This is a genomic window from Phreatobacter aquaticus, assembly GCF_005160265.1.
GTDB classification, from domain to species: Bacteria; Pseudomonadota; Alphaproteobacteria; order Rhizobiales; family Phreatobacteraceae; genus Phreatobacter; species Phreatobacter aquaticus.
This window is the reverse complement of sequence record NZ_CP039865.1, coordinates 2,334,768-2,352,664: the sequence shown is the minus strand read 5'-3', so window position 1 is coordinate 2,352,664 and position 17,897 is coordinate 2,334,768. Positions and strand designations below refer to the sequence as shown.

Sequence of the window (17,897 nt, the reverse complement as noted above, 5' to 3'; positions counted from 1 at the left end):
GCCGGTCCTCGTCAGGGAACAGACCGCTTCCGCATGACGAGGATCGGCGTCCGCCCCACCGCCCAGGGCAGCCAGCGCTGGACCGGCCGGCTTTCGATGATGTCGTAGCCGGGGGCCGGACGAGACGCGACCACATAGTCCGGGGTGAGGAGCCATGTTTCCGGGTCGCGGGTGATGCCGAAGCGGCCGAAATTGCGATAGCCGTTGAGCACCCAGCCCGCATCGATGCGCTCGCTCGGAATTCCCTGGTCGATGAGAGCACTGACAGCGGCATCGTGTACCCTGCGGGAGGCCATGTAATCCCGGGTCGAGAGCACCGAAAAGGCCGCGGTTAGCGCCATTGCGAGCCAGAACACCACCTCCCCAGCGCGCGCGGGGCGCCGGAGCTCCCCGCCCCCGCCCGCCCCCATGACGGCAAGCATGATCAGGCAGGGCAACATGGGCAGCAGATAGCGGTCGAATCGCAGCGGGGTGATGGCGATCGGCGCCGCAATGATCAGCGCGGTACTGCCCGCAAACAGCATGGACCAGCGCATGGCCGGGGGCCATTCCCGCCAACGCAGGCAGTGGACGATGAGCGCGGCAAGAAGGGACCAGCCGGACAGACAGCCGACAAGGGTCAGGGCCGCCCACATCAGATAGGGGGCTCGCGGCCCATGGCCGTCGACACCCAGGCCGCTTTCGGTCAGCGTATTGCTCCAGACCGGCATCGGGTGCCCCAGGGCCAGCATCGTGACCGTCACCAGAAGCGTCGCACCGAGAAGAACCGCCCCCAGACGCAGTTTGATCGCCGGGCCAAGCCGGCGAAATGCCGGCGCTGCAAACATGACGGTCAGCGGACCAAGGAACAGGCCAAGGTAAAGCAGCAGGTAGAGAAGAAAGGCCGCGGCGCCCTCAATTGTCACGCTCAAGGGACCGGCCAGGCGCTGCAACATCAACTCGGAGTTCGTGCCGAACAGTTCCGGCATCCGCCCCGTCTCCGCGAGGAAGCGGGCATAACCACGCTGCACCGCGACGAAGGCGATGACCGGGAGGACCGCCCAGGCCATCGAGCGCCAGGTGGGCCGGCGCGTGACGATGTTGGCCACCGCATGGGCGAGAGGAATGGCCATGCCGACCTGCCGCATCAGCAGGGCGAACAGCGCGGCCGCCCAGCCGCCGGCCGTCGCACCACCATGTCCGCCGAGCGCTCCGCGTGTGATCAACGCCATCGCGATGGTCAGCGCCGCGGTGAACGGCACATCGGTCATGAACGAGAACGACAGCTGGACATAGAACGGATTGAACATCAGGCAGAACGCGGCCATCAGGGACCTGGCCGGCGAGGCGCCGGATTGCCTGGCCCAGCCATAGAGCGCGGCACCGCCCAGGAGGCCCGCAACCAGTGTCGACAGACGCAGGGTCTCGAACGAATAGCCGAAGACCAGTGCGAACAGGCTGCCCCACAGGGCGCTGGTCAGGTTGTTGGCCGCGATCCAGTCGGAGAAGACCAGACGATGGTCCTGGACGAGCGCCTTGACGGTGACCGCATAGGCCCAGTCGTCATTGATCGGGAACTCGCCTCGCGGCCCGACAACCGCGATGGCCGCGAGCCAGGACAGACCGAGGATCAGCAGGCAGATGATGTCGGGACTGCTTCGCACATCCGCGGCGGCCGCGCTGGTATGTGGGGGGGCGGGCAACGACATGAGCGCGTGTGGGATCCCAGATCGGTCACAAGCCGAGACATGCCAACATTTATCCCAAGCGACAAGCCGGGTGCCGACCGCCATCGCGGAGTGGGCGAAGGGCGGCGATTTCGTCGATCAGTCGGTGCGCGAAATGGTCCTGCGCAAAGTGCGGCGCCTGAGGGCGACGGGACCGCTGATCCCCGACCTAGCAGGCAACGGCAAGGTGAAGATCGTCGGCGCCTATGACAATCTGGCCAGCGGCAAGGTGGATTGCCTCGGCTGACAAAGGCGGCGTCTAAGGCGCCGCCTGCCGGCGCATGACCAGGATCGGCGTCCTTCCGATCGCCCAGGGCAGCCAGCGCTGGACCGGCCGGCTTTCGATGATGTCGTAGCCGGGGGCCGGACGAGACGCGACCCTATAGTCCGGGGTGAGAAGCCACGAATACATGTCGCGGACCGTGCCGAAGCGGCCGAAATTCCGGTAGCCGTTGAACACCCAGCCCGCGTCGATGCGCTCGCTCGGTATTCCCTGATCGAGCAAGCTCCTGACGGCTGCGTCGTGGACTGCGCGTGACGCCATGTAATCCTTGGTGCCGGCGATGGAGAAGGCGGCCATCATGGCCATGAGGATCGCGAAGGCGGCCTGGCTGCTGCCGCGCTGGTCATCGGGCCTCGCCGCGCAGGCCCCGATGACACCAACCATGATGAGGCAGGGCATCATCGGCACCAGATAGCGATCGAAACGGAACGAAATGAACGCCACCGGGGCTGCGATGATCAGCGCCGTGCAGCCCGCAAACACCATGAGCCAGGGCATGCCGGGCGACCAACGCCGCCAGGCGAAGCCATGGGCGATGAGCGCGACAAAGAGAGCCCAGCCGGACAGCGCCGACACGACGGTGACGATGACCCACATCACCCCGGGGGCCGGGGGCCCGTCGCCGCTGACGCCGAGCCCGCCGACGGTGAGTGCATCGTGCCAGATCGGCATGGGATGCCCGAGCGCGAGCAAGGCGACGGTGGTTGCGACTGTCAGGGCGACGACCAGGAGGACAATGGGCGGACGCCACCGGGCACCGAGGTCTCGATAGGCCGCTCCGACAAAACCTGGCGCGAGCGGGCTCAGGAACAGGCCGAGATAGAGCAGCAGATACAGCAGGAACACCGCTGCGACCGGGATGCTTTCGGCCACCGGCCCGGCGAGCATCTTCCACATGGCATCGGACTGCATTCCGTACAGTTCCGGCATCCGCCCCGTCTCGGCGAGGAAGCGGGCATAGCCACGCTGCACGGCGACAAAGGCGACGACCGGGAGGATCGCGACGGCCATCCCGCGCCAGGTGGGCCGGCGCGTGACGATGTTCGCCGCCGCATGGGCGAGAGGAATCGCCATGCCGACCTGCCGCATCAGCAGGGCGAACAGCGCGGCCGCCCAGCCGCCGGCCGTCGCGCCAGGGCGTCCTGCCAGCACACCGCGCGTGATCAGCGCCAGGGCGATGGTCAGAGCCGCGGTGAACGGCACATCGGTCATGAACGAGAACGACAGCTGGAAATAGATCGGATTGAACATCAGGCAGAAGGCGGCCATCAGCGCGCTGGCTGGCGAGAAGCCGGCTTGCCTGACCCAGCCGTAGAGCGCCGCGCCGCCAAGGAAGCCGGCGACGAGCGTCGACAGGCGCAGGGTCTCGAACGAAAAGCCGAAGACCAGCGCGAACAGGCTGCCCCACAAGGCGCTGGTCAGGTTGTTGGTCGCGATCCACTCGGAGAAGACCAGCCGATGGTCCTGGACGAGCGCCTTGACGGTGACCGCATAGGCCCAGTCGTCGACGATGGGAAAGTCTCCCCTCGGTCCGACAACCGCGATGGCCGCAAGCCAGGACCCGACAAGGATCAGCAGACAGATGACGTCAGGACTGCTTCGCACACCTGCGGCAGCCGCGCTCGTGTGTAGGGGGGCGGGCAACGACATGAGCGCGTATGGGATTCCAGGCCAGTTACAGTCTGATACATGCCAACATTTGTCCTATGCGACAAGCCGGGCGTCGGCCGGCAACGCCTGTCCGGCCCCCTCAGCCAGACGATGCGGTTCGTATCCGCTACTGACATTTACAATTTACATTTTTTGTAATTTGTTTTGGCCCGCCACCGCCGGCCGGCCACCGAGCGTCTAGGCAGATCGTCTTATGCCCAGCCAGCAGGCGACAGAATGCGCCTGAGCCTCGACCGATGATCATATTGTTTTCACACATTTTTTCGATAGTTCCCAGCCTTGGCTTCGACGGGGCCGCAGACATGGCAAAAAGGCCCGGAAAAGCCAAAGGAATGCTTGAATCGCCCCCTGAAATGGGTCTATCGACGGCCTCACGCGGGCGCTTCCAAGTTCGCAACCCCTCATCCGAGAGACATCACCCATGGCGCGCAAGAAAATCGCTCTGATCGGCTCGGGCCAGATCGGCGGCACCCTCGCCCTCCTCGCCGGCATCAAGGAACTTGGCGACATCGTCATGTTCGACATTGCCGAGGGTACGGCCAAGGGCAAGGCCCTGGACATCGCCCAGGCCTCCGCCGTGGAAGGCTTCGATGCCAACCTCTCCGGCACCTCGTCCTATGAAGCGCTCGAGGGCGCCGATGTCGCCATCGTCACCGCCGGCGTGCCGCGCAAGCCCGGCATGAGCCGCGACGATCTTCTCGGTATCAACCTGAAGGTCATGGAGCAGGTCGGCGCCGGCCTCAAGAAGTACGCGCCGAACGCCTTCGTGGTCTGCATCACCAACCCGCTCGACGCGATGGTGTGGGCGCTGCAGAAGTTCTCCGGCCTGCCGGCGAACAAGGTGGTCGGCATGGCCGGCGTGCTGGACTCCTCGCGCTTCGAGCTGTTCCTCGCCGAGGCCACCGGCGTCTCGATCAAGGATATCCACGCCTGGACGCTCGGCGGCCACGGCGACGACATGGTGCCGATGGTGCGCCATTCGACGGTTGGCGGCGTGCCGCTGAACCAGCTCGTCAAGTCGGGCGCGCTCTCCCAGGAGAAGCTGGACGCCATCGTCGAGCGGACCCGCAAGGGCGGCGGCGAGATCGTCGCGCTGCTCGGCAATGGCTCGGCCTTCTATGCGCCGGCCGCCTCCGCCATCGCCATGGCCGAGAGCTACCTCAAGGACAAGAAGCGCGTCCTGCCGTCGGCCGCCTACCTCACCGGCCAATATGGCGTGAAGGACATGTATGTCGGCGTTCCCGTGCAGATCGGTGCCGGTGGCGTCGAGAAGATCGTCGAGTTCGAGCTCGACAAGAGCGAGCAGGAGATGTTCGCAAAGTCGGTCGCCTCGGTGAAGACGCTCGTCGACGCCTGCAAGACCATCGCTCCGTCACTGGCATGAATTGGGTGAACGGCGACGAGCGAATGGCCGGGGGGTTCGCCGCAGGCGGCCCCTTCTGCCCTTCCCCGAACGCCACTCGCCAGTCGCAACTCGCTCCTTCCCGCTAGGACCTCCAAGATGAACATCCACGAATATCAGGCGAAGGCGCTGCTCAAGCAGTACGGTGCGCCGGTCTCCAATGGCGTTGCCATTTTCAAGGCCTCGGAAGCCAAGGCAGCCGCCAAGACGCTGGGCGGCCCGCTCTGGGTGGTCAAGTCGCAGATCCATGCCGGCGGTCGCGGCAAGGGCAAGTTCAAGGAGGCTTCGGCCGGCGAGAAGGGCGGCGTCAGGCTCGCCAAGTCGATCGACGAGGTCGCCGAGTTCGCCAAGCAGATGCTCGGCTCGACGCTGGTGACCATCCAGACCGGCCCGGCCGGCAAGCAGGTCAACCGCCTCTATATCGAGGACGGTTCCGACATCGACAAGGAATTCTACCTCTCCATGCTGGTCGATCGCGAGACCGGCCGCACGGCCTTCGTGGTCTCCACCGAAGGCGGCATGGACATCGAGGAAGTCGCCCACAAGACGCCTGAGAAGATCATCACCTTCTCGGTCGATCCGGCCACCGGCTACATGCCGCACCACGGCCGCAAGATCGCCAAGGCGCTGAAGCTGACCGGCGATCTCGCCAAGCAGGCCGAGAAGGTCGCGGGCATCCTCTACAAGGCCTTCGTCGAGAAGGACATGGAGATGCTCGAGGTCAATCCTCTGATCGTCACCAAGGACCAGCAGATCAAGGTTCTCGACGCCAAGGTGTCGTTCGATTCCAACTCGCTCTATCGCCACCCGGACGTGGTCGACCTGCGCGACAAGACGGAAGAGGACGAGAAGGAGATCGAGGCCTCCAAGTATGACCTCGCCTATATCGCGCTCGACGGCACGATCGGCTGCATGGTCAACGGCGCCGGCCTCGCCATGGCGACCCTCGACATCATCCAGCTCTACGGCGAAAGCCCGGCGAACTTCCTCGACGTCGGTGGCGGCGCCACTGAAGAGAAGGTCACCGCGGCATTCAAGATCATCACCGCCGACCCGAAGGTGAAGGGCATCCTGGTCAACATCTTCGGCGGCATCATGAAGTGCGACGTCATCGCACGTGGCGTGATCGCCGCGGTGAAGGCGGTCGGCCTCAAGGTTCCGCTGGTTGTGCGTCTCGAAGGCACCAATGTCGAAGAGGGCAAGGCGATCATCCGCACGTCGGGCCTGAACGTCATCCCCGCCGACGACCTCGACGACGCGGCCCAGAAGATCGTCGCCGCCGTCGGTGGCAAGGCTCCGGCTGCCAAGGCCGCTGCCAAGGCTCCCGCCAAGGCCGCTCCGGCCAAGGCATCCGCCAAGACGCCGGCCGCCAAGGCCGTCTCCAAGACCACGGGCAAGGCCTCGACCAAGGCGGAAGCCGAGAAGGTCCCGGCCGCCAAGGCCTCCAAGCCGAAGGGCGGCGATGTCAAGGCGCCGGCCAAGGCACCCGCTGCCAAGGCCGCTGCCGCGAAGGCTCCTGCCAAGGCTGCCGCCACCAAGACCGCCGTCAAGGCATCCTCGCCCAAGGCTGGCGCCGCCAAGGCACCCGCCTCCAAGGCCAAAGGCAAGAAGTGAGAGCCTGACATGTCGATCCTGATCACCAAGAAGACGAAGGTCATCACCCAGGGCTTCACCGGCAAGAATGGCACGTTCCATTCCGAGCAGGCGATCGCCTATGGCACCAAGGTTGTCGGCGGAACCTCGCCCGGCAAGGGCGGTTCCACCCATCTCGGCCTGCCGGTGTTCGACACCGTGGCCGAGGCGCGCGAGAAGACCGGGGCTGACGCCTCCGTCGTCTATGTGCCGCCGCCGGGCGCCGCTGACGCCATCTGCGAGGCCATCGACGCCGAGATCCCGCTGATCATCTGCATCACCGAGGGCATCCCGGTGCAGGACATGATCAAGGTGAAGCGCGCGCTGGAAGGCTCGAAGTCGCGCCTCATCGGCCCGAACTGCCCCGGTGTGGTCACCGCCGGCGAATCGAAGATCGGCATCATGCCGGCCAACATCTTCAAGAAGGGCAATGTCGGCATCGTCTCGCGCTCCGGCACGCTGACCTATGAAGCGGTGTTCCAGACCACCCGCGAGGGCCTGGGCCAGACGACGGCTGTCGGCATCGGCGGCGATCCGGTCAAGGGCACCGAATATATCGACATGCTGGAAATGTTCCTGGCGGACCCGAAGACCGAGTCGATCATCATGATCGGCGAGATCGGCGGTTCGGCCGAGGAAGATGCCGCCCAGTTCATCCGTGACGAGGCCAAGCGCGGCCGCAAGAAGCCGATGGTTGGCTTCATCGCGGGCCGTACCGCGCCTCCCGGCCGCCGCATGGGCCATGCCGGTGCAATCATCTCGGGCGGCAAGGGCGGCGCCGAGGACAAGATCGCAGCGATGGAGGCCGCGGGCATCCGCGTGTCGCCCTCGCCGGCGCGCCTCGGCAAGACCCTGGTCGACGTCCTGAACAAGCGGAAGTGAAGGCTCGGGGCCACGCGCCCCGGTCAAACTTGCCAACGAACATGAAATCGGCCCGATCAGGGCCGATTTCCACCACCGAAGAAGACGCACTGAGAGGCGTCTCGAAGCGGACATCCGGAGCGGTCCCCGCCGTATCCGTCGAGCACGCAGGAACCGGACAATGGCACGTCAAGACGAGACCATCGCGCTCACTTCCTTCCTCTATGGCGGCAACGCTGCCTATATCGAGGACCTCTACGCCCGCTACGAGACGGATCCCTCCTCGGTGGATGCCGAATGGCAGGCCTTCTTCAAGACGCTCGGCGACGACAAGGCCGATGTGCAGAAGAACGCCAAGGGGGCTTCCTGGAAGAAGCCGAACTGGCCGATCGCGGCCAATGGCGAGACGATTTCCGCGCTCGACGGCAATTGGGGCCTCGTGGAAAAGGCCATCGGCGACAAGCTGAAGGCCAAGGCTGCCGACAAGGGCGCCGAGGTCTCCGCCGAGACGATCCAGCAGGCGACCAAGGATTCGGTGCGGGCGATCATGCTGATCCGCGCCTACCGCATGCGCGGCCATCTGCACGCCAATCTCGATCCGCTGGGCATCGATCCGCCGAAGACCCACGAGGAGCTCGACCCCCGCTCCTACGGCTTCACGGAAGCCGACTACGACCGCAAGATCTTCATCGACAAGGTGCTGGGCCTGGAATTCGCGACCATCCGCGAGATGGTCGGCATCCTTGAGCGGACCTATTGCCAGACGCTCGGCGTCGAGTTCATGCACATCACGGATCCCGCGCAGAAGTCGTGGCTCCAGGAGCGCATCGAAGGTCCGGACAAGGAGATCGCCTTCACCAAGGAGGGCAAGCGCGCCATCCTGCAGAAGCTGGTGGAGGCCGAGGGCTTCGAGAAGTTCCTCGATGTCCGCTACACCGGCACCAAGCGCTTCGGCCTTGATGGCGGCGAGAGCATGATCCCGGCGCTTGAGCAGATCATCAAGCGCGGCGGCAATCTCGGCGTGAAGGAAATCTGCCTGGGCATGGCCCATCGCGGCCGCCTGAACACGCTGACCCAGGTGATGGGCAAGCCGCACCGCGCGCTGTTCCACGAGTTCAAGGGCGGCTCCTACGCCCCCGACGACGTGGAAGGCTCGGGCGACGTGAAGTACCACCTCGGCGCCTCGTCGGACCGCGAGTTCGACGGCAACAAGGTCCATCTGTCTCTGACCCCGAACCCGTCGCATCTCGAGATCGTCAATCCGGTGGTGCTCGGCAAGGTGCGCGCCAAGCAGGACCAGCACGGCTGCCCGCCCGAGGATCGCAAGGCCGTCATGCCGCTGCTGATCCACGGCGATGCTGCCTTTGCCGGCCAGGGCGTGGTGGCGGAATGCTTCGGCCTGTCGGGCCTGAAGGGCCACCGCACCGGCGGTTCGCTCCACTTCATCATCAACAACCAGATCGGCTTCACCACCTATCCGCGCTATTCGCGCTCCTCGCCCTATCCTTCCGATGTGGCGAAGATGGTGGAAGCACCGATCTTCCATGTGAACGGCGACGATCCGGAAGCGGTGGTGTTTGCCGCCAAGGTCGCGACCGAGTTCCGCCAGAAGTTCCAGAAGCCCGTCGTCATCGACATGTGGTGCTACAGGCGCTTCGGCCATAACGAGGGCGACGAGCCGGCTTTCACCCAGCCGCTCATGTACAAGAAGATCCGGTCCCACGCGTCGGTGCTGGATGTCTATACCGCGAAGCTCGTGGCCGAAGGCGTCGTCACCGAGGGCGAAGTCGAGAAGATGAAGACCGACTGGCGCAACCGTCTCGACGCCGAGATGGAAGCCGGGCAGTCCTACAAGCCGAACAAGGCCGACTGGCTGGACGGCAAGTGGGCGGGCCTGACCGGCGGCGCCTCGACGGATGACGATCCGCGCCGCGGCACGTCCGGCGTCGACCGCGACAAGCTGGTCGCGATCGGCAAGGCGATCACCAAGGTTCCGGAGGGGTTCACCGCCCACCGCACCATCCAGCGGTTCATGGACAACCGCGGCAAGATGATCGACACCGGCGAGGGCATCGACTGGGCGACCGGCGAGGCGCTGGCCTTCGGCACCCTGGTGGACGAGGGCCATCGCGTCCGCCTGTCCGGCCAGGATTGCGAGCGCGGCACCTTCTCGCAGCGCCATTCGGTGCTGATCGACCAGGAGACCGAGGGCCGCTACACGCCGCTCAACCATGTCCGCGAGGGCCAGGGCAAGTACGAGGTCATCAACTCGATGCTCTCGGAAGAGGCCGTGCTCGGCTATGAATATGGCTATTCGCTCGCCGAGCCGAACGCTCTGACGCTCTGGGAAGGCCAGTTCGGCGACTTCGCCAATGGCGCCCAGGTCGTGTTCGACCAGTTCATCTCGTCGGCGGAACGCAAGTGGCTGAGGCTCTCGGGCCTCGTCTGCCTGCTGCCGCACGGGTATGAGGGCCAGGGTCCCGAGCATTCCTCGGCGCGCCTCGAGCGCTTCCTGCAGATGTGTGCGGAAGACAATATGCAGGTGGCGAATGTCTCGACGCCGGCAAACTATTTCCACATCCTGCGCCGCCAGCTGAAACGCGAGATCCGCAAGCCGCTGATCCTGATGACGCCGAAGTCGCTGCTCCGCCACAAGCGGGCCGTGTCGCGCCTCGACGAACTGGTGACCGGCACTTCGTTCCACCGCGTGCTGTGGGACGATGCGCAGATCCTGCCCAATCAGGAGACGAAGCTCGTCGAGGACAAGAAGATCCGGCGTGTCGTGCTGTGCTCGGGCAAGGTCTACTATGACCTCTACGAGGACCGCATCAAGCGCGGCATCGACGACGTCTACCTGATGCGTGTCGAGCAGCTCTATCCCTTCCCGCTCAAGGCGCTCGCCACCGAAATCGGCCGCTTCAAGAATGCCGATGTCGTCTGGTGCCAGGAAGAGCCGAAGAACATGGGCTCCTGGAGCTTCGTCGAGCCCTATCTCGAATGGGTCCTGAGCACGGCCGGATCGAAGTCGAAGCGGGCGCGTTATGTCGGCCGCCCGGCATCGGCTGCAACCGCCACCGGCCTGATGTCGCGTCACCTTGCCCAGCTCCAGGCCTTCCTTGACGAGGCCTTCGCCTGATCCCCGTCCGGCCCCGCGGCGGGGCCGGCTCCCGAATTGACCGAGGACTAGATTGCAATGGCCACCGAAATCCGCGTTCCGACGCTCGGCGAATCCGTCACCGAGGCGACCGTCGCCAAGTGGTTCAAGAAGCCCGGCGAGGCCGTGACCAAGGACGAGCCGCTGCTTGAGCTCGAAACCGACAAGGTGACGCTGGAAGTGAACGCGCCGGCCTCCGGCACGCTCGCCGAGATCGTCGCCGATTCCGGCACGACGGTCGGCGTCTCGGCGCTGCTCGGCCAGATTTCGGAAGGCGGTGCGGCCGCGGCTCCCGCGCCCAAGGCGGAAGCCCCGAAGGCTGCGGCCCCTGCCCCGGTCGCCGCTGCGGCGGCCCCCGTCGCAGCCAAGGCCGCCAGCGCCGACAATGGCCCGGCGGTGGCCCGCATGGCCGCTGAATCCGGCGTGAGCCCGGCAGCTGTCGCCGGCTCCGGCAAGGATGGCCGCGTGACCAAGGGCGACATGCTCGGCGCGATCGCTGCCGGCATCTCGGCTCCGGCCCCCGCAGCAGCAGCCCCTGCCGCCCGCGCGGCCTCGACCGCCGCCGACGCGCCGCGCGAAGAGCGCGTGAAGATGACCCGGCTGCGCCAGACCATCGCGCGCCGCCTGAAGGATGCCCAGAACACGGCGGCCATGCTGACGACCTTCAACGAGGTCGACATGGGCCAGCTGATGGCGCTGCGCGCCCAGTACAAGGACCTGTTCGAGAAGAAGCACGGCACCAAGCTCGGCTTCATGGGCTTCTTCGTGCGGGCCTGCGTGCAGGCGCTGAAGGACATCCCGGCGGTGAACGCCGAGATCGACGGCACCGATCTCATCTACAAGAACTTCTGCCATGTCGGCGTCGCTGTCGGCACCGACAAGGGCCTCGTCGTGCCGGTGGTGCGCGATGCCGACCAGATGGGCATCGCCCAGATCGAGAAGACCATTGCCGATTTCGGCAAGCGCGCCCGCGACGGCAAGCTGTCGATCGACGAGATGCAGGGCGGCACGTTCACCATCTCGAATGGCGGCGTCTATGGCTCGCTGATGTCGACGCCGATCCTCAACGCGCCGCAGTCGGGCATTCTCGGCATGCACAAGATCCAGGATCGTCCGATGGTGGTCGGCGGCAAGATCGAGATCCGCCCGATGATGTATCTGGCGCTCTCCTACGATCACCGGATCGTCGACGGCAAGGAAGCCGTGACCTTCCTGGTGCGCGTCAAGGAAAGCCTGGAAGATCCGGCCCGCCTCGTGATGGATCTCTGACAAGGGCGGCCAACTGACCGGGAGGACTGGGCGATGCGCAAACTGGTCCCGCTTCTGGCGTGTCTCGCATGGGTCGCGGCCGGTCCGGCCGCGGCGCAGCGCCCGACGGAGGGCCTGGTCCGGGGCATCGCCGAGGATGTGCTGGTCCGCGCGGCGCTGGAACGCGGGGCGTTTGCAGCCTGCGCGGCTCTCGGACCTGAACCGGCCGAAGCTGTCACCCACCTGCGCACCTTCTGGGTGCGGGATGTGGCCGACGCGGCCACGCTGCTGCGCGGCGCGGGTCTTTCCGATGCGGCGGTCGGCGCTCTCGTCAGCCGCTTCGATCTCGACAAGGTGACGCCGCGCTTCGCCGAACCGCAGGCACTGCAGGCCTTCTGCTCGGTCGTCGGCGACTGGCAGACCCGCTATGAGCAATTTCGCTACATCGTGCCCCAGCACGAGATGAAGCGCCTCCTGGAACGGCGATGACGCACGAGCGCGGAGGAACGGCCATGACGACCTCCTGGGTCTTGCCGTCAGCTGCCGGTCTTCTGGCGGCGGTCGCCCTCTCCGCCTGCGCCATTCCGCCCTATGACGACTTCCGGGCCGGCCCCGGCGCCTGCCTGGTTGTGGCGGCCACGGGCTTCATGCTCGACCGTGCCTGCACGCCGTTCGAACTGTCGTGGATCCCTGGCGCACAACGCCTGACGGTCGGCCAGCGTGGCTCCGGCGACGTGCACATTCTCGAGATTTCCGGCCGCCACCGCGAGATCACGGTCAGGCGGATCCGGCCGGGTTTCTATTGCGCGCTCGCCTACGATTATCCGAACCCACGGGTCACGCGGAATTGCCGTTCGACGGAGCCGGCCCATCCGCCGGCTACGGTCATTTCGGTGCGCGGCTGATCCTTCCACCCCATCTGTCACCTGAAACGGTCTGAGCGAGGCACATCATGTCCAAGGGCGTCGTCATCGTCACCGGAGCGAGCCGCGGCATCGGCCGGGCCTGCGCGCTGCAGGCGGCCGCAAAGGGCTATGCCGTGGTGGTGAACTACACCGCCAATCAGGTGGCCGCCGACGAGGTGGTGGACGCGATCGTCCATGCCAGCGGCCAGGCTATTGCTGTGAAGGGCGATGTCGCCGAGGAAGCCGACGTGCTGGCGATCTATGCCGCCGCCGACAAGCTCGGCCCCCTGGTCGGCCTCATCAACAATGCCGGCGTGGTCGACCTGCGCGCCCGCGTCGAGGATTTCTCGGCCGCGCGGCTGCACCGCATGATGGCGATCAACGTGATCGGCTCGATCCTGTGCGCCCGCGAGGCGGTGAAGCGGATGTCGACCAAGCACGGCGGCAAGGGCGGCGCGATCGTCAACATGTCGTCAGCCGCCGCCTATCTCGGCTCGCCCAACGAATTCGTCGACTATGCGGCCTCCAAGGGCGCGATCGACTCATTCACCATCGGCCTTGCCAAGGAAGTCGCGGCCGAGGGCATCCGCGTCAATGCCGTGCGCCCCGGCCTGATCGACACCGACATCCATGCCAGCGCCGGCGCGCCCGACCGCGTCGTGCAGTTTCGCTCGGCCATCCCGATGCAGCGCGAAGGCTCGGCCGACGAGGTCGCCAAGGCGGTGCTCTGGCTCCTGTCGGACGACGCGTCCTATTCCACCGGTACCTTCATCACCGTTTCGGGCGGGCGCTGAGCGCCGTCCTCCTTCTTTTCGGAGATTCCCAGCATGTCCTACGATCTGATCATCATCGGCACCGGCCCCGGCGGCTATGTCTGCGCCATTCGCGCCGCCCAGCTCGGCCTCAAGGTTGCCGTCGTCGAGAAGCGCAAGACCCATGGCGGCACCTGCCTGAATATCGGCTGCATCCCGTCCAAGGCGCTGCTCCACGCCTCCGAAATGTTCGACGAGGCCGGCCATGGCTTTGCAGCCCTCGGCATCGATGTCGCCAAGCCCAAGCTCAACCTCAAGCAGATGATGGTCCACAAGCAGGAGACGGTGGACGCCAACGTCAATGGCGTGGCGTTCCTCCTGAAGAAGAACAAGGTGGAGAGCTTCACCGGGCTTGGCACGATCACCGCACCGGGCAAGGTTCAGGTCACCGCTGATGATGGCTCGAGCCAGGTTCTCGAGACCAAGGCGATCGTGATCGCCACCGGCTCGGACGTGACGCCGCTGCCGGGCGTCGCCATCGACGAGAAGCAGATCGTGTCCTCCACCGGTGCGCTGGAGCTTGAGAAGGTTCCGGGCAAGGTCGTCGTGATCGGTGCCGGCGTCATCGGTCTGGAGCTGGGCTCCGTCTGGCGCCGCCTGGGCGCCGAGGTGCACGTGATCGAATATCTCGACCGCATCCTGCCGGGCATGGATGCGGATGTCGCCAAGCAGTTCCAGCGCATCCTCGGCAAGCAGGGCATCACGTTCCAGCTCGGCTCCAAGGTGACCGCAGCCAAGGCCGCCAAGAAGGGCGTCACCCTGACGGTGGAACACTCGGCCGGTGGCGAGGCAGCGAGCATCGAGGCCGATATCGTCCTCGTGGCGATCGGCCGGCGTCCCTATACCGAGGGTCTCGGCCTTGAGGCCGCAGGCGTCGCCATGGAGCGCGGGCGTGTGGTGATCGACAACCATTTCGCCACCAATGTTCCCGGCATCTATGCCATCGGCGACGTGGTGCGCGGCCCGATGCTCGCCCACAAGGCCGAGGACGAGGGCATGGCGGTGGCCGAGATCCTCGCCGGCAAGGCGGGCCATGTGAATTACGACGCCATTCCGGGCGTGGTCTACACGTTCCCCGAGGTCGCAACCGTCGGCAAGTCGGAAGAGGACCTCAAGGCCGCCGGCATCGCCTACAATGTCGGCAAGTTCCCGTTCACCGCCAATGGCCGCGCCCGCGCCAATCGGGCGACCGACGGCTTCGTCAAGGTTCTGGCCGATGCCACGACCGACCGGGTGCTGGGCGTCCACATTGTCGGCGCCGGCGCCGGCGAGATGATCCACGAGGCCGTGGTGCTGATGGAGTTCGGCGGTTCATCCGAGGATCTTGCGCGTTCGACGCACGCCCATCCGACCATGTCGGAAGCGGTCAAGGAAGCAGCGCTCGCCGTCGAGAAGCGCGCGATCCATATCTGAGGCTCCAGTGCCGCCTGCCCGCGCCCCTTCGTGGGGTTGACGGTGCCCATGACTGAGAAAGGCCCGGCTCGATGCCGGGCCTTTTGCTTTGGCGTGAAGACCAACCGGGAGAGCGCGATCAAGAATCTTCCGCGTCGATTGAACCAAAGGGGCTAGCCGACCGACCCATGGACATCGAAGGCGTCAGAGACCTGACGCTCCAAGCAACCTTCACGAGGAATGACCCAATGACCAAGTCCCGCATCTCGACTTTCGCTCTGGCCGCCACGCTCGCGATCGGCCTTTCCGCTGCCCTGACCGGCATGGCCTCGGCCCAGACCGCCGGTGGCGGCGGTGGTGGTGGCGGTGGCGCCGGTGGCCCGGGCGATTTCTCGAGCATCGACCGCCTCCCCCCGGCGCAGATCAATCTGCCGCCGACGCACCAGCGCACCCGCGCGACACACACGGAAGCCGGTGGTTACGGCGAGGTCTGCACGTTCAGCCGCTACTACCAGACCATGGTCTGCGAGCGCACCTTCCGCCGCTGATCGTCTGATCGGACCGGCATGACGAGGCGGTGGGCCAAAAGCCCGCCGCCTTTTCGTTATGGGTCCAGTCCTGCCGTCACCCTGTCGCCGCGCGCGCCGCCCGGCGCAAGGCCTGCGGAGGCTGGCCAAAGGCGCGCAGGAAAGCCCGGCGCATGCGCTCGGGATCGCGAAAGCCGGTGATCGCTGCCACCTGCTCGATCGGCGCGGCGGAGCTCTCGATGCGCTCTCGGGCCACTTCCAGCCGAATGCGCTCAACCGCCTTCGCGGGCGTCATGCCGATCTCGCGGGTGAAGGCCCGGGCGAAATTGCGCGGGCTCATGTGGCTCTGCTCGGCCAGGCGCTCGACGGTCAGCGCCTCGCCGACATGTTCGCGGATCCAGCCGAGCACGGTCGCAAGCCGGCCCTCCGGAGCGCCGATGTCCAGCAGCGCCGAGAACTGCGACTGGCCTCCCGGACGGCGGTGAAAGACCACCAGTTCCTGCGCCACCTGCCGTGCGACGGCCTCGCCCAGGTCCTCGCCGATCAGGGCCAGGGAGAGATCGATGCCGGCGGTGATGCCCGCCGCCGTCCAGACATGTCCGTCGCGGATGAAGATGCGGTCCGGCTCAAGTTTCACCTGCGGAAACCGCCTGGCGAAATGCGGCGAGCGGCGCCAATGGGTGGTGGCCCGCCGCCCGTCGAGCAGTCCGGCCGCGGCGAGCACATAGGCGCCGGAGCAGACACTGCACAGCCGGCGCACCCGAGCCGCCTCGCGCTGGACGAAGCCGCGGATGGCAGGGCAGTCCATCGCGGCAATCGTGCCCTGCCCGCCCGCGATGATCAGCGTATCGATCGGTCCGACGGCATCCATGGCTTCCGCCTGCATCGTCACGCCCGACGAACTCCTGACCGGCCCTGCGGAAGCCGCGATAAGGGACAGGCGATAGGGCACCGGCTGCATCCCACGTGCGGGCATTTCGAAGGCCGCGATCGGTCCGGCTGCGTCGAGCAGTTGGAAATCGTCAAAGATCAGGAAGGCGATCGTGCGGGCCATGACGCTCTGGCTGAAAACGAGGGAACAGAGTCATTTCGGATAGACGATGGATCGGGGATCGTGAGGCGTCAACCAGCCCCTTTTCGGAGGTCCTCGCCATGTCTGCCCCGCCCTTCGTCATCGTCTTCGCCATCTATCCCGGCATGACCCATCTCGACTTTACCGGCCCGCACCAGTTCCTCAGCCGCATGCCGAACAGCCGGACCATCGTCGCCAGTTCGGCGGGCGGCGCGGTGCCCGCCGATGGGCTGGTCTTCGCCGATACGGTGACACTTTCCGAGGTCGAGACCTGCGACCTGGTCTGCGTGCCCGGCGGCATGGCCGCGACCCAGGTGCCGCAGGACCTGGTTTTCATGACCGAGCTGAAGCGGCTCGTCGCTGGCGCCAGCTATGTCACCTCGGTCTGCACGGGGTCGCTGATCCTGGGCGCCGCCGGGCTGCTCAAGGGCAAGCGCGCCGCCTGCCACTGGGCCTGGCGCGATCTCTTGCCGCTGTTTGGCGCCGTCCCCGACGAGGCCCGCGTCGTGCGCGACGGCAACACGATCACCGGCGGCGGCGTCACGGCGGGCATCGACTTCGCGCTGACGGTGCTGGCGGAGATCTCAGGCCCCGCGGTCGCGCAGGCAATCCAGCTCGGCCTGGAATATGCGCCTGCGCCGCCATTCTCCGCCGGACGGCCGGAACTCGCGCCGCCGGATGTCCTGGCGCGCTATCACGCGACCGTCACGCCAATCGTCGCGAAGCGGCGTGCGGAAGCGGAGGCCGCGGCGGCCCTTCTCTGACGCAAGCGCCTGGCGCCAACGCCCAAGAACCCCGGTCCTTGCGGGCCAGGGGTTCGAGGCATGGTCAGGAGTGTGGAGGCAGAGAAAACGTAGGATCAGTCGCAGACACGGATGCGGCGGACAGCGGGGCCGTAGGGTGTCTCGACCCAGCGGCGCACCATGTAGCAGCTGCCATAGGCCGGCAGCGGATCAGCGTGGGCGGAGCGCGAATTGGCGATGGCGACAGCGGCTCCGCCGACCACCACACCGGCGACAACGGCGCCCCAGGGGAAGTAGGCGGCTTCTGCCTTCGGCGTGACGGCAAGGGTGAGCGCAGAGGCGGCGACGGCGGCGATGGCCAGGGTCTTCAAGCGGCTCATGATCTCTCTCCGGTTCGGCGAAGGCCCTCAACAGCCCTCTTGAACATGGGTCGCGGTGACAGAGAGAAAGGTTCGAACCCGCGCAAAGTTTTTTTGCGCGGGCTTCAGG

15 protein-coding genes and 1 pseudogene are annotated in these 17,897 nt (G+C 66.2%); 12 read left to right on the top strand and 4 right to left on the bottom strand.

From position 1 onward, the window contains the following. Positions 1-11: 11 nt before the first annotated feature. Positions 12-1,688 (bottom strand): glycosyltransferase family 39 protein, encoded by a 1,677-nt coding sequence (locus E8L99_RS11020; protein WP_168201643.1) that lies wholly within the window; start codon positions 1,686-1,688, stop codon positions 12-14. 70 nt (positions 1,689-1,758) lie between these two features. On the opposite strand from E8L99_RS11020, the gene E8L99_RS11015 reads away from it, so the two are divergent. Then, a complete protein-coding gene (locus tag E8L99_RS11015) occupies positions 1,759-1,953 on the top strand; it encodes a carbonic anhydrase (RefSeq protein ID WP_137099577.1) in 195 nt (64 codons plus the stop codon). Positions 1,954-1,965: 12 nt separating this feature from the next. Here the strand turns inward: E8L99_RS11015 and E8L99_RS11010 are convergent, their stop codons facing one another. Continuing rightward, positions 1,966-3,594 carry a glycosyltransferase family 39 protein gene (locus E8L99_RS11010; RefSeq protein ID WP_168201642.1) on the bottom strand — a complete coding sequence of 543 codons (1,629 nt, stop codon included), beginning with the start codon at positions 3,592-3,594 and terminating at the stop codon, positions 1,966-1,968. 487 nt (positions 3,595-4,081) lie between these two features. Here E8L99_RS11010 and mdh point away from each other — a divergent pair, with 487 nt between their 5' ends. The 10 genes and pseudogenes from mdh (at position 4,082) to E8L99_RS10960 (ending at position 15,614) form a co-directional block, all read left to right on the top strand. Continuing rightward, complete coding sequence (gene mdh / locus E8L99_RS11005) at positions 4,082-5,044, top strand: malate dehydrogenase (RefSeq protein WP_137099575.1); 963 nt, start codon at positions 4,082-4,084, stop codon at positions 5,042-5,044. Between the two features lie 117 nt (positions 5,045-5,161). Next, positions 5,162-6,355, top strand: a pseudogene (gene sucC / locus E8L99_RS11000) (ADP-forming succinate--CoA ligase subunit beta); the annotation flags it as partial. 330 nt (positions 6,356-6,685) lie between these two features. Continuing rightward, positions 6,686-7,576, top strand: coding sequence for a succinate--CoA ligase subunit alpha (sucD, locus tag E8L99_RS10995; RefSeq protein WP_137099574.1), 891 nt, complete (start codon positions 6,686-6,688; stop codon positions 7,574-7,576). A 160-nt stretch (positions 7,577-7,736) separates the two neighbouring features. After that, positions 7,737-10,691 (top strand): 2-oxoglutarate dehydrogenase E1 component, encoded by a 2,955-nt coding sequence (locus tag E8L99_RS10990; RefSeq protein ID WP_137099573.1) that lies wholly within the window; start codon positions 7,737-7,739, stop codon positions 10,689-10,691. A 57-nt stretch (positions 10,692-10,748) separates the two neighbouring features. Then, on the top strand, positions 10,749-11,978 hold the full coding sequence (gene odhB, locus E8L99_RS10985) for a 2-oxoglutarate dehydrogenase complex dihydrolipoyllysine-residue succinyltransferase (RefSeq protein WP_137099572.1): 1,230 nt from the start codon (positions 10,749-10,751) through the stop codon (positions 11,976-11,978). 33 nt (positions 11,979-12,011) lie between these two features. Continuing rightward, on the top strand, positions 12,012-12,446 hold the full coding sequence (locus E8L99_RS10980; RefSeq protein ID WP_137099571.1) for a hypothetical protein: 435 nt from the start codon (positions 12,012-12,014) through the stop codon (positions 12,444-12,446). Between the two features lie 23 nt (positions 12,447-12,469). Next, positions 12,470-12,862 (top strand): hypothetical protein, encoded by a 393-nt coding sequence (locus E8L99_RS10975; RefSeq protein WP_137099570.1) that lies wholly within the window; start codon positions 12,470-12,472, stop codon positions 12,860-12,862. A 47-nt stretch (positions 12,863-12,909) separates the two neighbouring features. Beyond that, positions 12,910-13,656, top strand: a complete 747-nt coding sequence (locus tag E8L99_RS10970) for an SDR family oxidoreductase (protein ID WP_137099569.1) — start codon at positions 12,910-12,912, stop codon at positions 13,654-13,656. Positions 13,657-13,689: 33 nt separating this feature from the next. Then, on the top strand, positions 13,690-15,087 hold the full coding sequence (gene lpdA, locus E8L99_RS10965) for a dihydrolipoyl dehydrogenase (RefSeq protein WP_137099568.1): 1,398 nt from the start codon (positions 13,690-13,692) through the stop codon (positions 15,085-15,087). A 227-nt stretch (positions 15,088-15,314) separates the two neighbouring features. Continuing rightward, positions 15,315-15,614, top strand: coding sequence for a hypothetical protein (locus E8L99_RS10960; RefSeq protein WP_137099567.1), 300 nt, complete (start codon positions 15,315-15,317; stop codon positions 15,612-15,614). A gap of 76 nt (positions 15,615-15,690) precedes the next feature. Here the strand turns inward: E8L99_RS10960 and E8L99_RS10955 are convergent, their stop codons facing one another. After that, positions 15,691-16,647, bottom strand: coding sequence for a GlxA family transcriptional regulator (locus tag E8L99_RS10955; protein ID WP_137099566.1), 957 nt, complete (start codon positions 16,645-16,647; stop codon positions 15,691-15,693). Between the two features lie 98 nt (positions 16,648-16,745). Here E8L99_RS10955 and E8L99_RS10950 point away from each other — a divergent pair, with 98 nt between their 5' ends. Continuing rightward, positions 16,746-17,429, top strand: coding sequence for a DJ-1/PfpI family protein (locus tag E8L99_RS10950; protein WP_137099565.1), 684 nt, complete (start codon positions 16,746-16,748; stop codon positions 17,427-17,429). A 95-nt stretch (positions 17,430-17,524) separates the two neighbouring features. Here E8L99_RS10950 and E8L99_RS10945 read toward each other — a convergent pair whose 3' ends face one another. Next, positions 17,525-17,788, bottom strand: a complete 264-nt coding sequence (locus E8L99_RS10945; protein ID WP_252511337.1) for a hypothetical protein — start codon at positions 17,786-17,788, stop codon at positions 17,525-17,527. Positions 17,789-17,897: the final 109 nt, after the last annotated feature.

What these genes read in the sequence shown, in the direction of transcription:
- E8L99_RS10960 (WP_137099567.1), top strand. Translation starts at nt 15,315, where the DNA reads ATGACCAAGTCCCGCATCTCGACTTTCGCTCTGGCCGCCACGCTCGCG.
- E8L99_RS10990 (WP_137099573.1), top strand. Translation starts at nt 7,737, where the DNA reads ATGGCACGTCAAGACGAGACCATCGCGCTCACTTCCTTCCTCTATGGC.
- E8L99_RS10955 (WP_137099566.1), bottom strand. Translation starts at nt 16,647, where the DNA reads ATGGCCCGCACGATCGCCTTCCTGATCTTTGACGATTTCCAACTGCTC.
- E8L99_RS10975 (WP_137099570.1), top strand. Translation starts at nt 12,470, where the DNA reads ATGACGACCTCCTGGGTCTTGCCGTCAGCTGCCGGTCTTCTGGCGGCG.
- mdh (WP_137099575.1), top strand. Translation starts at nt 4,082, where the DNA reads ATGGCGCGCAAGAAAATCGCTCTGATCGGCTCGGGCCAGATCGGCGGC.
- E8L99_RS10945 (WP_252511337.1), bottom strand. Translation starts at nt 17,788, where the DNA reads ATGAGCCGCTTGAAGACCCTGGCCATCGCCGCCGTCGCCGCCTCTGCG.
- sucD (WP_137099574.1), top strand. Translation starts at nt 6,686, where the DNA reads ATGTCGATCCTGATCACCAAGAAGACGAAGGTCATCACCCAGGGCTTC.
- E8L99_RS11020 (WP_168201643.1), bottom strand. Translation starts at nt 1,688, where the DNA reads ATGTCGTTGCCCGCCCCCCCACATACCAGCGCGGCCGCCGCGGATGTG.
- E8L99_RS10980 (WP_137099571.1), top strand. Translation starts at nt 12,012, where the DNA reads ATGCGCAAACTGGTCCCGCTTCTGGCGTGTCTCGCATGGGTCGCGGCC.
- E8L99_RS10950 (WP_137099565.1), top strand. Translation starts at nt 16,746, where the DNA reads ATGTCTGCCCCGCCCTTCGTCATCGTCTTCGCCATCTATCCCGGCATG.
- E8L99_RS10970 (WP_137099569.1), top strand. Translation starts at nt 12,910, where the DNA reads ATGTCCAAGGGCGTCGTCATCGTCACCGGAGCGAGCCGCGGCATCGGC.
- lpdA (WP_137099568.1), top strand. Translation starts at nt 13,690, where the DNA reads ATGTCCTACGATCTGATCATCATCGGCACCGGCCCCGGCGGCTATGTC.
- odhB (WP_137099572.1), top strand. Translation starts at nt 10,749, where the DNA reads ATGGCCACCGAAATCCGCGTTCCGACGCTCGGCGAATCCGTCACCGAG.